Origin of the sequence: Teredinibacter waterburyi (assembly GCF_001922985.1) — a bacterium.
Taxonomy (GTDB): domain Bacteria; phylum Pseudomonadota; class Gammaproteobacteria; order Pseudomonadales; family Cellvibrionaceae; genus Teredinibacter; species Teredinibacter waterburyi.
On sequence record NZ_MRUH01000123.1, the window covers coordinates 110,680 to 126,348 of the forward strand.

Consider the following 15,669-nt stretch of genomic DNA (forward strand, 5'->3'; position numbering starts at 1 on the left):
TGGAGACTAGAATGAAAAGCTTTACGACTCATACCGGTTTGGTTGCGCCGATGGATCGCGCCAATGTGGATACCGATCTAATTATTCCTAAGCAATTCCTTAAGTCGATCAAACGCACGGGGTTTGGCCCGAATCTATTTGACGAGCTGCGCTATCTGGATACGGGAGAGCCAGGTCGAGATAACAGTACACGGCCAGTTAACCCTGACTTTCCACTTAATTTTGAACGCTATCAAGGCGCTAGTGTTTTATTGGCGCGCAAAAACTTTGGCTGCGGTTCTAGCCGAGAACATGCGCCTTGGGCGCTCGAAGAGTTTGGCTTTCGAGCGGTTATAGCGCCAAGCTTTGCCGACATTTTTTATAACAACTGTTTTAAGAATGGCATGCTGCCCATTGTTTTATCCGAGGCAGATGTAGAGCAGCTGTTTCAAGAAATGTACGCCGATGAAGGCTATAGTTTAACCGTCGATTTGGCCGAGCAAACGGTCGTGAGTCCGAAGGGTAACCGCTATGCTTTTGAGGTTGATGCCTTTCGCAAACATTGCTTGTTGAATGGTTTTGATGACATCAGCCTGACGCTGTTGGATTCAGATAAAATTCACGCGTACGAAGACGCGAGAAAAAACACCAAACCTTGGCTGTTTGGTGCGGTAAGTCAATAATTCGCGAGACAAATTACTAGAAAATTGCCAGCTGTAATATTTATTAATGCGTGGGCTACGAGGACTAAGTTTTGAGTAAAAAAATTGTACTTCTTCCGGGTGACGGGATTGGCCCGGAAATTATGGCCGAGGCAGTGAAAGTGCTGCAGGTAGTCGACAAGCGGTTTAAGTTGAATCTCAGTTACGAGACGGGTCTGATCGGTGGTTGCGCTATTGATGAGCATGGTGTGCCGTTGGCATCGTCAACCTTGGCACGTTGTCAGCAGGCCGACGCGGTGTTGATGGGATCTGTTGGTGGGCCAAAGTGGGATGCGCTGGATTCGAGTATTCGCCCAGAAAAAGGCCTGTTAAAGATTCGTTACGAAATGGGGTTGTTTGCCAATTTACGGCCGGCAATTTTATACCCGCAATTAGCGGACGCATCTTCGCTTAAGCCTGAATTGGTTGCCGGCTTGGATATTCTTATTGTGCGTGAACTTACCGGCGGTATTTATTTTGGTGAGCCGCGCGGTATTCGCCTGCTCGAAAATGGTGAGCGACAGGGTTACAACACCTACGTTTATGCGGAACACGAAATTGAGCGAATCGGTCGTACGGCGTTCGAAATGGCGATGAAACGCGACAAGCGAGTATGTTCAGTCGACAAGGCAAATGTGCTTGAAGCTACGGTACTTTGGCGCGAAGTTATGCAATCGCTTGCGAGTGAATATCCTGAGGTAACGCTATCGCATATGTACGTCGATAATGCGGCGATGCAATTGGTTCGAGCGCCTAAGCAATTCGACGTGATTGTGACTGGAAATATGTTCGGCGATATATTGTCGGATACAGCCGCAATGTTAACGGGCTCGATTGGTATGTTGCCATCGGCTTCACTCAACAAAGATGGCAAGGGTCTTTACGAGCCGGTACATGGCTCGGCTCCCGATATTGCAGGGCAGGGCATTGCCAATCCTTTAGCGACTATCTTGTCGGCAGCGATGATGTTGCGCTATTCCTTGAATGAGGCAGCAGCCGCGCAAGCGATAGAAGATGCCGTCGGCAAAGTTTTGGACCAAGGGCTGCGCTCAGCGGATATATATTCCGAAGGGATGACCAAGGTATCGACCCAAGAGATGGGTGATGCGGTCGTAGCAGCTTTAACAGTTTAATTGTTCATTCTTGAATAGAGAGTTATAGAAATGAAAGTAGGTTTTGTAGGTTGGCGCGGAATGGTTGGCTCAGTATTGATGGGTCGCATGCTTGAAGAAAATGACTTTGTTGGTATCGAGCCAGTATTCTTTACCACATCAAACGTTGGCGGCGCTTCGCCTGATGTTGGTGTGCCCAGCCCTGCGTTGCAGGATGCTTTTAGTATTGAAGCGCTAGAGGCCATGGATGCGATTATCTCCTGCCAGGGTGGCGACTATACCGCTGCAGTATTCGAGAAGTTGCGCGCAACTGGTTGGCAGGGTTATTGGATTGATGCTGCATCATCCTTGCGAATGAAGGATGATGCCTTGATTGTGTTAGACCCGGTTAACGACGGCGTTATTCGCGACGGCTTGAATAAAGGTGTTAAGAACTATATCGGCGGCAACTGTACTGTAAGTTTGATGTTGATGGGCTTGGGCGGGCTTTTCAAAGCCGACTTGGTCGAGTGGGTCTCGGCGATGACTTATCAAGCTGCCAGTGGTGCAGGCGCTCAGAATATGCGTGAATTAATTACCCAGATGGGTGAAATTCGAGATTCTGTAGCGACAGATCTGGCGAACCCATCTTCTGCAATTTTGGATATAGACCGCACGGTCGTTGAGACTATGCGTACCAGCTTGTCGACAGATCGTTTTGGCGCGCCGTTAGCCGGTAGTTTGATTCCTTATATCGATAAGCAGTTAGACAACCGCCAGAGCAAAGAAGAGTGGAAGGGGGGTGTTGAAACCAACAAGATCCTTGGTCGTTCCGGCAACCCTGTGCCAATTGACGGCATTTGTGTTCGGATTGGCGCGATGCGCTGTCACAGTCAGGCGTTAACGCTAAAGCTTAAGCAAGACGTCCCTTTGGCGGATATTGAGCAAATCATTGCCGAAGCAAACCAGTGGGTTAGCGTTGTGCCCAACGAGCGCGAAGCCAGTATTCATGATCTGACGCCAACGAAGGTGACTGGCACTTTGTCTATTCCGGTTGGGCGTTTACGCAAGATGCATATGGGGCCACAGTATCTGAGCGCTTTCACTGTTGGTGATCAGTTGCTTTGGGGGGCTGCTGAGCCACTGCGCAGAATGCTGCGAATCTTGCGCGAAGAAGCTTAATTGTCGTCGGTGAGTTTTTTTGTCTAGCTCGCCAGCGCGAATAACACACAGTGTTATCAGCAGTTCTGTTCTGGTTGATTGATACCGCAGTAAGTACAGCTACTCAACGTTAAAATGTTGAGTAGCTTCTTTATCTAAAACTATTCTCCACATCCTTATTATCTCGCTGTCAGCCCCGTCTTTACCCGCTTGCTAGTCTCGCCCCCCTTGGGTGAGGGCGCAATTGTGTACTAAAATCTAGAGCTTCCTTACTAAACCGTCGTTTTTTTGTGCCTTTGTGCAAAAAAACTACGGAATAGTCGCTGTTGCGATGCCATTTGCGTTGCCAATAAGTTGAAAAAAAGCTATTTATAATGAATACTTACGACCAATAGTGAAAGATTATTCGAGGTTTGGTCACCGCGAATATGACTGAGAGTTAGATTGGGTCGACTAAGGCTAAGCCACCTACTTATAAAAAACGCGCCAATCTACATTACTAAACAAGGATTCTCTGATGGGTCATCGAATACTGGTATTACTTTTCGCTGTAGCGGGTATGAGCTTTTCTGGCTTTGTACTAGGGCTCGGCTTGGGGGATGCCAACCTGAAAACGGCGCTCAACGAGCCGTTAAGAGCTGAAATTCAGCTGTTAGAAGTGCGTGACCTCAGTGATAGTGAAATTTTAGTTTCACTGGCAGGGCGCGAAGATTTCGACCGAATAGGGGTCGATCGCCCATATTTTCTGACTGACCTCCGGTTTAAAGTAGAGTTGCGCGGCCGCAATGGCCCAGTTGTTCTAGTTACCTCGACCAAACCGGTGCGCGAGCCTTTCTTGAACTTTGTCCTACAGGTGCGCTGGCCTACGGGGCGGTTACTGCGTGAATACACTCTATTGATGGATTTGCCGGTATACGCAGATCAAGCGGTGCAGCCAGTTGCGCCAGCGCAAACCTCTTCCAGCTCTAACTCCAGACCGTCAACTACATCGCAAACTACAAGCTCCTCCACACGCTATAACCCACGCAGTAGCTTTGAACAGGGCAATAGTGCCGCGCAAACACAATCAGCGACAAGTTCGTCTGGTGGCGTTAGAGCGGGTGACGACTCAGTTGCTGTGCGTGCGAACGATACGCTTTGGGATATAGCTAAGTCGATACGCCCAGACCGCAGTGTCACCATCCAGCAGACCATGCTCGCGATACAGCGTAAGAATCCAGAAGCTTTTATAAAAAACAATATTAATTTGCTGCGCGAAGGGCAGGTTTTACGTGTTCCGTCACGCGATGAAATCCAGCAATACAATCGTAATCAAGCCGTTTCCGAAGTAGCCCAGCAAAACGTTCAGTGGTCTGGTGACCCGAATGGTGATGCAGCTGGCGGAGCACAACTAGAAGGGCGCAAACGCCTAGACTCGGCGTCTACTTCGAGCACTAGCCCTGAAGGGCGAGTAAAACTGTCGTCGCCTGAAGATTACACTGCCAGCGAGGCCGGACGTGGCGCAGGTGCCGGGGAGAGCAGCAGCGACGCTCTTAAAAATGAGCTCGCAATTACGCTTGAACAGTTAGACAAATCAACACGAGAAAATTCTGACCTGCGCTCAAAGATCGATGCGCTTGAAGATCAAATCGAGACGATGGAGCGCTTAGTCGAGGTCAGCAGCCAAGATTTAAGGGCGATGGAACTGGCAGCCCTTAAAAATCAGCAAGACGCCGTGGACGCCAGTCAGGCCGAATCTGCATCGGGTGACGATGCTCAGGGCTCAACGCTTTCCGAGGAGATTGCCGCCTCGTTGGATTCTGCCGCTGAAACTGAAACGTCTGAGGCCGATGCTCTAGATGCTGGCGAGAGTATTGTTGATTCTAGCGAATTGGCTTCGGATGCTGCTGCAGCTGCCGAGGACGTTGTACCTACAGAAGCGCCTAAGCTGGTCGATCCGAGTAAGGTTGTTGCCTCATCTAAGCCAGAAGAAAAATCTATTGTTGATCTACTAATCGACAACTTGATGTTTATCGCTTTAGGGCTGCTGGCAATCTTGGTTGCAGTGTACTTTTTCATTAAACAGCGCAGTGCCAACGTTGATGAAGATGAGCTAGAAGAAGATTTCTTAGCTTACTCAGAAGAGCAGGATGTTGAGCCATTATTTGAAGATGCCGATGCCGAGTCTAGCGAGGAAGACTTTCCGCTAGAGGAGTTCGCAGAGGAAGAGGTAGCGGCCGATACAATAGCTGAAACTGATTCGGTACAGCCTCAAACAGAAGACGTTGTTGCCGAGGCCGATATTTATATTGCTTATGGTAAGTATGACCAAGCAGAAGAAATGCTGCTGGGCGCATTAAAGAAGGAGCCTGAAAACAACGAGATACGTCTCAAGCTACTTGAGGTTTACTCAAACCTTCAGGATGTCGAAAGTTTCGATCCCCACTTTGCTGCGTTGAATGACAGCGCTGACTCACAAGCTGTGGATCGAGCATCGCAATTGCGATCTGGCATTGCTGGCGCCGGTGTTTTCGTTGCCAGCCTTTATGCTGCGGATAGCTTTGCGTCGAATGAAGATACCGTTGCAGATCTTGAGGGCGCGGATGACCTGGATTTTGAACTAAAACTTGATGAAGAACCGGAGTTTAGTTTAGATCTCGATGATTCCGTTTCGGGTGATGACGGTGATGATTTTGCCCTTGATTTGGATTTGGGCGACGACCCCGCTGACGATTTAGATGAATTTAGCCTTGCCCTCGCCGGTGATTCCTCTGATGAAGAGGTTAAGCCTGAATTTAGCGAGGATAGCGGTGACGACGATTTTATATCGCTCGACGAAGAGTTTGGTTTAGATCTTGATCTTGATTTGGACAGTGAGTTAGGTGCTGAAAGCTTGAGTGAAGGGCTTGATGCATTGTCTGATAGTTCTTCTGAAATTAAAGATGATCTCGTCGCAGGCGCGTCGGATTTGTCTGAGTCCAGTGTCGGTGAGTTGAGCTTTGAGGTGGATGAATCCACTGATGACTTAGAGAATCTTCTCGATTTTGAGTTGGATGATGACGATCTTGGTATTGATGAACTCGAAGAGGGTCTCCTAACCGATGAGAGTCTTGCTGAACTCGCTAGCGAGTCGGTAGAGACGGCTAGTTCGGAGCTGGATGAACTCGGTGATCTAGACGGTGAATTCGATTTAGACTTTGATCTTGACGACATAGCAATTGATAGCAGCGCTTCTGAAGAAGCGGTGGCGCCGGTTGCAGCAGCAACCTTGGAAGACGATTTCAAGTTAGATTTGGGTGATGCTTTAGATGGGCACGAGGGTGACGAAGAGGATTTTGATCTTGAATTTGATTCTCCTTCCAGTCTCTCGACGGCTGAGGTCGCTGCAGATCTGAGCCTTGAGGCAGCAAATGAAGTCGACATTGAGTTGGAGTCTGATGATGACTTTGATCTCGATGGCCTCGACATGGATATTACTGATACACAAGTCTTTAAAACGGATTTAGCGTCTCTTACAGAGGAAAGCTTTGATGTCGATGACTTGGCGGTTGATGGTGAAGTTGAAGCCGAGGTCGAAGCGTCCACCCCGGTAGATATGGATGATCTGGATTTGGGTGATGACCTTGATCTATCCGCGTTAGACGAAGAACTTGATGCGCTAACGTCTGAGTTAAGTGTTGAAGAAAGTGATATTTCTAATCTTGAAACCGACTTGGATGGTCTGGATCTTGACTTGCCTGATTTGGAGAGCAATCTTGGTGGTGAAGATGAGCTCCCTAGCTCTACAGTTATGGACGAGCCGGTTACCGACTTTGAAGATTTTGAAGCGGAACTTGAAGGCGAGCTCGGCAGTGAGTTTGACATGGAAGAGGGCTTCGATTCTGTCTTAGACGACGGCTTAGACAGCACTGAAGACGATTCCAAGGTGTCAGCGTCGGAAGCCGCTGATATTGAAGAGTTGGCCGAAATAGATTCTGACCTGGAAGACGATAGTGAAGACTTTGTTTTTGATGCGGCTTTAGGGGAAGTGGATGAGTCAGTCGAAGATTTCTCGATGCCGGATATCGACCCAGAGTCTGATGACGACGATGAACTTGGCTTCCTGAGCAGTAGCGATGAAACGGCGACCAAGCTTGATCTCGCACGTGCCTATATCGATATGGGTGATGCTGAGGGCGCCAAAGATATTCTGGACGAAGTCGTTGAAGAAGGTAACGCTCAACAAAAGCAAGAGGCTGAAAATCTTTTAGCTAAGATTTAAGCGTTTAAGCATGTTAAAAAAGCCCTGCTAATGCGGGGCTTTTTTTATTCCATCTATATGTGAGACATTCATTTCACAGCCGCCGTATTGATAGAGATTGTGTTCAATTTATGACTAGTCGTACTTATTCTCGCAATATAGAAATTAAACCTCACATGGAGTTTCCCGCAGGCATGCGGCGCATAGCGCTTGGGGTGGAGTACGCTGGCGCTGAGTTCAATGGATTTCAACGGCAGGTTTCCACCTCGAATACCGTTCAGGGGAAGCTAGAGTTTGGCTTGAGTCGTATAGCGAATGAACCGATAACGTTGGTATGCGCTGGCCGCACCGATGCCGGTGTACACGCTACTGGCCAAATTGTTCACTTTGACACTTATGCTGAACGCCCCGATCGCGCTTGGATCGAAGGTGTAAATACCAAAATGCCAGCCGAAGTGAGGGTTCATTGGGTGAAAGAGGTTGGCCCCAGTTTTCATGCGCGTTTTAGCGCAACATCTCGCGTTTATCGTTATGTAATACATGCGACCAGGGTGCGTTCTGCGCTGCTTCGCCATCAGGTTTCTTGGGTAACGGCACCGCTAGAGCTAGCGCTTATGGCTGAAGCTGGGGCAAGTTTGGTTGGGCGTCACGATTTCAGCGCTTACCGAGCGGCTCAGTGTCAGTCGAAGAGCCCGGTAAGAGAGATCGAAAGTTTGCGTTTTTTTACACAGGGTCCGCTAATTGTGATGGAGATAAAGGCAAATGCGTTCTTGCATCATATGGTGCGCAATATTGCTGGGGTAATGATTGAGATCGGCAAGGGGGTAAAGCCGGTGTCTTGGGCCGCAGAACTATTGGCTGGTCGCGACCGAAGCAAGGCGGCGATGACGGCTTCCCCGTTCGGCTTATATTTGGTTGATGTTACCTATCCGCAATGTTTCGACTTGCCGCAAATGCCACTTGGTCCAGTCTTCTTAAACTGCTAATTTCCACCCAAATCGCCTGTATTTCTGGTAGTATTCCGCCTCTTTTATCCGAACTGGGGCGTCAGTGGTCAAAGTTAAAATTTGCGGAATTACCAGCGTTGGCGATGCTAAAGCCGCTGTGGCTGCGGGAGCTGATGCCATTGGCTTGGTGTTTTTCGCGCCTAGCCCACGAAATATTGCGAATTTCGCCATCGCCCGCGAGATTGCGTTAAGCGTTGGACCTTTTGTGACGGTGGTCGGTTTAGTTGTAAATCCAGAGCGCGGTTTTCTAGACGAAATTTTACGTCAGGTGCCTCTTCACGTGATTCAATTTCACGGTGATGAAGATGAGCCTTTTTGCGCGAGCTTTTGCCGCCCATTTATTAAGGCTGTGAGAATGAAGCCTGGGCTGGACATTGGCGCGGTAATCTCGTCATACCCGAGTGCTTGCGGCATATTGCTTGATACCTACAAAAAAGGTGTGCCGGGCGGTACGGGCGAAACCTTTAATTGGGAACTGGTCCCAGCTGACGCTATTACGCCGATAGTATTGGCGGGCGGGCTTATTCCAGAGAATATTGCCGCCGCGGTGAGAATTGTTTCGCCCTACGGCGTAGATGTTAGTGGTGGAGTGGAGTCTTCGCCAGGTATAAAAGACAAAAATAAAATTAAGGCGTTTATTGATAACGCCCATGCGGAGTTTAAGAGTGAGCACTAAACCTACAATTGACTATTCAGCGATGCCCGATGAAAGCGGACACTTTGGTATTTTCGGTGGACGTTTCGTGTCAGAGACACTCATGTATGCGTTGGACGAATTACAAGAGATTTATACGCGGGTAAAAAACGACCCAGACTTTGTTGCCGAGTTTGATAAGGACCTTGCCTACTACGTTGGACGTCCTTCACCGCTTTATCACGCCGAGCGTTTGTCGCGTGAATGCGGTGGTGCTCAGATCTATTTAAAGCGTGAAGATTTAAATCATACCGGCGCCCATAAAGTTAACAACACTATTGGTCAGGCGCTGTTGGCAAAGTACACGGGTAAAAAACGTGTTATTGCGGAAACTGGTGCGGGGCAGCACGGTGTGGCAACGGCGACGGTTGCCGCTCGTCTTGGGCTTGAATGTGTTGTCTACATGGGGGCCGAAGACGTACAGCGTCAGGCGCTCAACGTTTATCGCATGAAATTGCTCGGTGCTACTGTTGTGCCTGTAACGTCGGGCTCAAAAACACTTAAAGATGCCATGAATGAAGCCATGCGCGACTGGGTTACAAATGTTGATAACACTTTTTACATCATCGGAACGGTTGCCGGCCCTCATCCATACCCGCAGTTAGTTCGCGATTTTCAGTGTGTAATTGGGCGTGAAGCGCGTCAGCAGTGCTTGGCTCAAACTGGCCGTCTTCCCGATGCGTTGGTAGCCTGTGTGGGCGGTGGATCGAACGCGATTGGACTTTTTCATCCGTTCTTAAGTGACGATTCGGTATCTATGTTCGGCGTCGAAGCGGGCGGATACGGAGTTGAAACCGGTAAGCACGCGGCACCGCTTAACGATGGTATTCCAGGTATTTTACATGGCAATCGTACCTACTTGATGGAAGATGAAAACGGCCAAATAATTGAAACGCATTCGGTATCGGCCGGCCTTGATTACCCTGGTGTGGGCCCTGAGCACTCTTGGTTAAAAGACATTGGCCGTGTTAAATACGTTGCCATCAACGATGATGAAGCTATGAATGGTTTCCGTCGCTTGACCAAGGTTGAAGGTATTATGCCCGCGCTGGAATCCAGCCATGCTATAGCCTATGCCGAAAAGCTAGCGCCGCAAATGGACAAAGACGAGACGATCATCGTCAACCTTTCGGGGCGTGGTGACAAAGATATTCTCACCGTGGCTAAAATCGACGGTATTGAGGTTTAAGGACGATGCTAGATCGTACCGAGTAAAGGCTAGCTCTCAGTCTATTAATCTAACGATGACGCCCATTCCAGCTTCGCTGGGGGCATGAATCAAAATATTAGTAGGTCAGGCTTAAGTGGGATGAGGGCCAGTACTAGAATAAAAATAGGCGCTACCGGCGCGATTAGCTGCGGTTTTTTCCCAGCTCAGGTTTGGAGATTTGTGTGTGAATAGAATTACAAAGCGACTAACAGAGAATAAAGCGAAAGGTCGCAAAGCCCTTGTTAGCTACATAGTGCACGGCGATCCTCAGCCCGGTGTTACGCTACCGGCGATGCATGCGCTAGTTGCTGCGGGAACAGATATTATTGAATTGGGCATTCCGTTTTCAGATCCTATGGCAGAAGGCCCCGTTATTCAACGTGGTCACGAGCGCGCGCTTGAACATCATGCCAGTTTAACTAGCGCTATTAGTTTAGTATCAGAGTTTAGAAAGACAGACGAAGAGACCCCGATCGTGCTTATGGGGTATGCCAACCCGATAGAGCGTATGGGCTATAAAGTGTTAGCGACTACCGCTGGCGCAGCGGGTGTCGATGGCTTATTGACCGTCGACTTGCCACCTGAAGAAACTGTTGATTTAAAGCGTGAGCTAGAAGCTGTTGGGATGGAGAATATCTTACTTATTGCTCCAACTACCGCCGATAAGCGAGTCGGAAGCATTGCAGCAGCAGCCGGCGGATTTATCTACTATGTTTCGTTAAAGGGTGTAACTGGAGCTGGGCACTTGGATACCGACTCGGTTGCCGAAAAAATGCGCCAAATTCGCAACCATACAGAGTTGCCAGTACTCGTAGGGTTTGGGATCAAAGATCGAGCAACGGCGATTGCTATTGGCGCCTTAGCTGACGGTGTTGTAGTGGGTAGCGTTTTGGTTGACGCAATGGGCGCCGATCCAGATTCGTCTACAGATGAAATCTGTAATAAAATAGCGGCTATTCTGAAACCTATCCGAGAAGGTTTAGATACTATTTCCTCAATTTAACGCCTAGAAATGGCGATTAATAGCGTACTAGAAACAGAGAATTACAAGCTATGAGCTGGTTAGAGAAGATTGTTCCAAGTAGCGTTCGTTCTGCCGACGGCACGCGCAACAGCAAAGTGCCCGAAGGCCTTTGGAAAAAATGTACAAAATGCGACGCAGTTCTTTATCGTCCTGAGCTGGAAAAATACCTAGATGTTTGCCCGAAGTGTGACCACCACATGCGCATTGGTGCACGTCGCCGCTTAGATATTTTTCTGGATAAAGATGGCCGAGAAGAGTTGGCAACGGATGTTTTACCTGTCGATCGCTTAAAGTTTAAAGACGTCAAAAAATATAAAGACCGCATAACAACTGCACAAAAAACCACGGGCGAGAAAGAAGCCCTGATCGCCATGAAAGGCACTTTAAAAGGTTTGCCTATTGTGTCGAGTGCGTTTGAGTTTGCCTTTCATGGCGGCTCCATGGGGTACGCCGTTGGAGAGCGTTTTACGCGCGCGGCACAGGTCGCTTTAGAAGAGCGTATTCCTTACGTATGCTTCTCGGCTACCGGCGGGGCACGTATGCAAGAAGCGCTTATTTCTCTTATGCAAATGGCGAAAACCAGCGCGGTGATTGAGCGCATGAAAATGGAAGGTATTCCATTTGTATCAATTATGACCGACCCGGTTTATGGTGGCGTGTCAGCAAGTTTGGCGTTGCTCGGTGATATTAATGCTGCAGAGCCCGGTGCTCGTGCGGGTTTTGCTGGCCCGGCCATTATCGAACAAACCATTCGTCAAAAACTGCCAAAGGGCTTTCAGCGTAGTGAATTTTTGCTCGAGCATGGAGCCATCGATTTAATTATTCATCGTAAGGAAATGCGCGACAGGGTTGCTTCCCTGCTTGCGAAACTTACTAACCAGCCTGCTCCTTAAGCAGGCTTGGTCCTTCCTTTTTGGCTCACTAGAAAGCGCGACTGTTGTGATTCCTAAACCCCGTTTTGCGGATCTACCCGGTTGGCTGGCTTGGCTCGAGCAGCTTCATCCTAGCGAAATTGATCTGGGGCTAGAGCGTATCGCCAAGGTGGCGAAGCGCTTAGGCTTTCGGCCACTAATGGTGGCTAGACCTGTCCACCTGGAATCATCTCAAGACTTGCCGACTCTTGTTACCATCGCCGGAACCAACGGCAAAGGTACTTGCGTAGCTATGCTCGAACAGCTTTTGTTAGCGCAAGACGTTACGGTGGGAAGCTTTACCTCGCCGCACCTGCTTGATTACAACGAACGTATTAAAATCGATGGGATTGCCGTCTCGGATGAGAGTCTATGCGACGCATTTCAAGCTATTGATATTGCTCGCGCGGATGTCTCATTAACCTACTTTGAATTTGGCGCACTGGCGGCCTTTTATATTTTCCAGCAACGTAAGGTCGACTACTGGTTGCTCGAAGTTGGTTTGGGTGGCCGGCTCGATGCGGTTAATTGTCTCTGGCCCGATGTTGCGGTAATTACATCGATTGCGTTAGATCATCAAGCTTGGTTGGGCGATACCAGAGAAAAGATTGGCGCCGAGAAGGCTGGGATTATTCGGCCATCGACGCCCGTGATTTGCGCCGATTACGATCCGCCAAACTCCCTGTTAGACATTGTCGATGCAAATAACGCGACGCTTTTTCGTATAGGAGAAGAGTTTAATGGCAGCGAAGAGCTCGATATTTTAACGCTTAGTTACAGTGATATGACTTGGTGTGACCAGAGTCTAGGTGAGATTGAGATAGGGGAGCTTCGAACCTTCTCTATTTTACGCACTCAATATGCCATACCGAGTATTGCTGCCGCGTGTCAGGTTGCTAGGTTGTTAGGTTTTACTCGAGTTTGTGACACTGCCGCCAAATCGATTTCTAAGCTTGCGTTTATGGGGCGGTTTCAGCGGGTGCCGTCTTCGCTTGGGAATCGCGTTGTTGTCGATGTGGCGCATAACCCAGCGGCTACAGCTCACTTGGCGACTAAACTACGCTTAATGGGCGGGTCAGATCAGAAGCTTGAGGTGTTCGCCGTCTGCGCCATGATGGCTGATAAGGACAGAAGTGCAGCTCTGGCAGAGTTAGTGCCGTACGTCGCTCATTGGTACCCTGCTAGCCTTGCTGGAAATAGTCGTGCGGCTACGGCTAGTGCTTTGGCGTGTGGTTTAGAGGCGTTGGGTGTAGCGGCGGGGCAGATCAGCGAATGTGATTCGGTAGAAAATGCCATTACACAAGCGGATGAACGCATTGGGTCGGCACTTAAAAATCAGGCGGATAACACGATTATTTTGGTATTTGGATCATTCTTTACAGCGTCAGCGGCGTTGTCACTTTTAAACCGGTAAGAGGTGGGTTGTGGACGACGGATTAAAACAGCGCGTAGTAGGTGCAGTCGTATTGCTGGCAGTAGGGGTGGTATTTATCCCTGTGGTGTTTGATCGCGAGCGAATTGAACCGGTTGACCGCGATACTCAGATTCCCAATGCTCCGACAATAGAGTTAGTAGAATTCAGTGTTGCCGCCACGCCAACGCCAGTGCCGTCTAGGGCTGAGCCTGCGGAGTCTGTTTTCGTTCCGGATGAAAAAAAGGCCGTGCCTGAAACCCCTGAGCCAATCTCTCATGCTAGCAATGGAACGCCTAATTCTTGGGTGTTGCAGATTGCCAGTTACCGTTTTGAAGGCCATGCGAAGCAGACCCGAGATAAATTAATTGCTCTTGGCTATGCCGCTTATGTGCGCGATGTTGAAACTGAGCGTGGCAAAATGACGCGTTTATTCGTTGGGCCTAAAATTGATAAAAGCGCACTGATAGAGGCGAAGGGTGTTATTGCGAAGGAGTTTGGTGTGCAGCCGATTCTACTTAAATTTGAGCCTTAACTTTTCGGTTATTAACAAGGGCTTTGCTCGCGATACTGGTGTTTAGATTTGGGCCCTTGGTTTTTTGTGATTGTGTTTCTTTTGGTTTTCGTCCACAAACAACCTCAGGCCCATCGTGCGTAATAACTAGTCTTTAAGTATGAAGGTAATCATCATAGTGACTCGGTACTCGGTTACTTCAGATCCATTAACGCGAACTGACTGATCTTTAACCCATGCGGATTGGATGTTTTGTATCGTTTTCCCCGCTCGGCGTACGCCCTCATCAATCGCGTCTTCAAAGCTCTTTGGTGAGGATGAGATAATTTCTGTAACTTTTGCAATAGACATAACATTAATTCCTTTATTGGTGGTGTGGTCGTATTGAATTGAAGGAGCAGTATAGGGCGTGCTCCAGAGACTCGATGTAAAACCCTGTAAAATCTATCCGTGATTCCGTTACTAGCTGCAGAAATATCTACCTGTACATCGTGTAAATTAGGTTTTGCAGCGCTTCTCTTGCAGCCTTATGCTTTAGGCCGAGCGAGTTTTAGATCTCGCGTAACAAGTACATGCTTCTTGTGATTACGCTTTTATCGCTGGGTTATGTTAACGCTAGTCGCTAACCTGAGTACTATACAAGAGTCTCAGATTTTACTTTTGCTAGCACGGCTCTTTGGCCGCGGTGTATTTTTTCGTGACTGAGCTTATTCAATAACACCAGTAATACGATTGATGTAATCGCGCCAATCGCGTAGTACTTGATACGATGTGGCTGAAACTCAACTAAAATGAGTGTGCTAACTAATTCTACCGAGGCTATGCTGCAGATAAATATCAGTAGATCTCTGGGTTTAATTCTGCGGCATATTACCGCCCCAAGTGGTGCTCCGATAATAACGACTGGCGCCGCAATAAACCAAAGTTGGCGGACGTCTGCGCTAATGTCATTGAATACCAAGCCCTGCATGGCAGTGCCAACTAAGGCATTTGCAGCCATAACTAATACCGATGTTTGCGTTGCCAGCTTTAGGTCTAAGCGAAAATATAAACCCAAAAGGCAAAATGCCAACACGTCAGCGCCAGACCCCATTAGCCCCGATAATATCCCCCCGGCAGTTCCCGCAATAATGATGAGTTTGTAATCCATCCAGGTGAAGCGGGCGAGCGTTAGGTAATGGGTGTCTTTGTTGGTATAGGCCCAAACGTAGACCAGTAAAAAAGTAAGAACAAAGAGGGTGAAGGCAATTCGAATGTCGTCTGGCGCGAGCCGAGAGTCCAAATAGCTTAATGATATGCCTAGCCCAACAAAGGCTGCGGGTAAGTAGATGGCCAAGAAAAACCAAGGGATATTCTTTATTCGAAAGACGATATACAGGGCCGCCGATGTCATTCCGACACTTTGAATCGCGAGCGAAAAGGTTTTAGCGACATCTGGCGAGGTGGATAAGATCTTAGTTAAAGCGGGAAAGGCGACGGCGCCACCGCCTAAAAATGTCGCGCCAGCGACGAAACTACCTACTGCCATAATGGGAGCAACCAGTAGGTTCGGGAAGTTCCAAGCAGCGATGAATTCGCGATAAAAAAGTGCAAAGTACACAGCAACTGCCACAAGGTATAGCATCAGGGTCTTAGTTTGTGATGCCGACATATGCGACTGAAATTTAGTCGGTAAAAAGCGCTTTAGGCGTTCCGAAAGTGTGGGCTTCAAAAGGGGTACGCTCATTTAGGATGTGGGCGCGTATTC

General features: G+C 48.6%; 13 protein-coding genes. 11 read left to right on the forward strand and 2 right to left on the reverse strand.

Features of this window, described 5'->3' with window-relative positions:
• Nucleotides 1–11 precede the first annotated feature (11 nt).
• The 11 genes from leuD to IDZ20_RS09390 all read left to right on the forward strand — a co-directional run bounded on the left by leuD (nt 12) and on the right by IDZ20_RS09390 (nt 13,943).
• Entirely contained in the window at nt 12–662 is a 651-nt protein-coding gene (leuD, locus tag IDZ20_RS09340) for a 3-isopropylmalate dehydratase small subunit (RefSeq protein ID WP_188151165.1), read from the forward strand.
• A gap of 71 nt (nt 663–733) precedes the next feature.
• Complete coding sequence (gene leuB, locus IDZ20_RS09345; RefSeq protein ID WP_188151166.1) at nt 734–1,813, forward strand: 3-isopropylmalate dehydrogenase; 1,080 nt, start codon at nt 734–736, stop codon at nt 1,811–1,813.
• A 30-nt stretch (nt 1,814–1,843) separates the two neighbouring features.
• Nucleotides 1,844–2,953 carry an aspartate-semialdehyde dehydrogenase gene (asd, locus tag IDZ20_RS09350; RefSeq protein ID WP_188151167.1) on the forward strand — a complete coding sequence of 370 codons (1,110 nt, stop codon included), beginning with the start codon at nt 1,844–1,846 and terminating at the stop codon, nt 2,951–2,953.
• A 496-nt stretch (nt 2,954–3,449) separates the two neighbouring features.
• Nucleotides 3,450–7,172: a motility hub landmark protein FimV gene (locus tag IDZ20_RS09355; RefSeq protein ID WP_188151168.1), complete on the forward strand. Its 3,723-nt coding sequence runs from the start codon at nt 3,450–3,452 to the stop codon at nt 7,170–7,172.
• A 110-nt stretch (nt 7,173–7,282) separates the two neighbouring features.
• Nucleotides 7,283–8,137: a tRNA pseudouridine(38-40) synthase TruA gene (gene truA, locus IDZ20_RS09360; protein ID WP_188151169.1), complete on the forward strand. Its 855-nt coding sequence runs from the start codon at nt 7,283–7,285 to the stop codon at nt 8,135–8,137.
• A gap of 64 nt (nt 8,138–8,201) precedes the next feature.
• Entirely contained in the window at nt 8,202–8,834 is a 633-nt protein-coding gene (locus IDZ20_RS09365) for a phosphoribosylanthranilate isomerase (RefSeq protein ID WP_188151170.1), read from the forward strand.
• 22 nt (nt 8,835–8,856) lie between these two features.
• Nucleotides 8,857–10,041 (forward strand): tryptophan synthase subunit beta, encoded by a 1,185-nt coding sequence (gene trpB, locus IDZ20_RS09370; RefSeq protein ID WP_425443426.1) that lies wholly within the window; start codon nt 8,857–8,859, stop codon nt 10,039–10,041.
• A 205-nt stretch (nt 10,042–10,246) separates the two neighbouring features.
• Entirely contained in the window at nt 10,247–11,065 is an 819-nt protein-coding gene (gene trpA / locus IDZ20_RS09375) for a tryptophan synthase subunit alpha (protein ID WP_188151172.1), read from the forward strand.
• 50 nt (nt 11,066–11,115) lie between these two features.
• On the forward strand, nt 11,116–11,979 hold the full coding sequence (gene accD, locus IDZ20_RS09380; protein WP_188151173.1) for an acetyl-CoA carboxylase, carboxyltransferase subunit beta: 864 nt from the start codon (nt 11,116–11,118) through the stop codon (nt 11,977–11,979).
• A gap of 46 nt (nt 11,980–12,025) precedes the next feature.
• Entirely contained in the window at nt 12,026–13,411 is a 1,386-nt protein-coding gene (locus IDZ20_RS09385) for a bifunctional folylpolyglutamate synthase/dihydrofolate synthase (RefSeq protein ID WP_245792230.1), read from the forward strand.
• Between the two features lie 10 nt (nt 13,412–13,421).
• Nucleotides 13,422–13,943 (forward strand): SPOR domain-containing protein, encoded by a 522-nt coding sequence (locus IDZ20_RS09390; protein WP_188151174.1) that lies wholly within the window; start codon nt 13,422–13,424, stop codon nt 13,941–13,943.
• 126 nt (nt 13,944–14,069) lie between these two features.
• On the opposite strand, the gene IDZ20_RS09395 is transcribed toward IDZ20_RS09390, so the two are convergent.
• Nucleotides 14,070–14,273 (reverse strand): dodecin family protein, encoded by a 204-nt coding sequence (locus IDZ20_RS09395; protein ID WP_188151175.1) that lies wholly within the window; start codon nt 14,271–14,273, stop codon nt 14,070–14,072.
• Between the two features lie 283 nt (nt 14,274–14,556).
• Nucleotides 14,557–15,648, reverse strand: coding sequence for a sulfite exporter TauE/SafE family protein (locus IDZ20_RS09400; protein ID WP_245792232.1), 1,092 nt, complete (start codon nt 15,646–15,648; stop codon nt 14,557–14,559).
• Nucleotides 15,649–15,669: the final 21 nt, after the last annotated feature.